Raw genomic sequence first — 328 nt, 5'->3', positions numbered from 1 at the left:
CTCGCGGTCGAGGCGGGCGTTGACGTCATACATCTGCATGCCGCCCACCGTGCGCCCGGAGACCAGCCAGTACAGCGCGGTCCACGGGTTGTAGCTGGCGACGCGCGTGGCGTCCGTTCCCAGGCCAACCGGCACGCCGGTTTCCAGCATGCGCGCCACCGGCGGCGTGTGGCGGGTGGCCTCAATGCCGTAGCGTTCAGCAAAGTATTCGCCCTGGAACGCCATGCGGTGCTGCACCGCGATGCCGCCGCCCAGCTCTTTAATGCGGTCGATGTTGCGCTGCGTCACGGTCTCGGCGTGGTCAAAGAACCAGTGCAGGCCGCTGAAC

1 protein-coding gene is annotated in these 328 nt (G+C 67.4%); it reads right to left on the bottom strand.

What is annotated here, in order from left to right:
* Window positions 1-328, bottom strand: a 328-nt coding sequence (locus MUG06_RS22760; RefSeq protein ID WP_243080131.1) for an amidohydrolase family protein, incomplete at both ends; no start/stop codon positions are given.

The sequence above is a fragment of the Pantoea sp. MQR6 genome, from assembly GCF_022761075.1.
Lineage (GTDB): Bacteria > Pseudomonadota > Gammaproteobacteria > Enterobacterales > Enterobacteriaceae > Pantoea > Pantoea phytostimulans.
The sequence above is the reverse complement of the archived record's forward strand: the minus strand, read 5'-3'. Positions and strand labels throughout refer to the sequence as shown.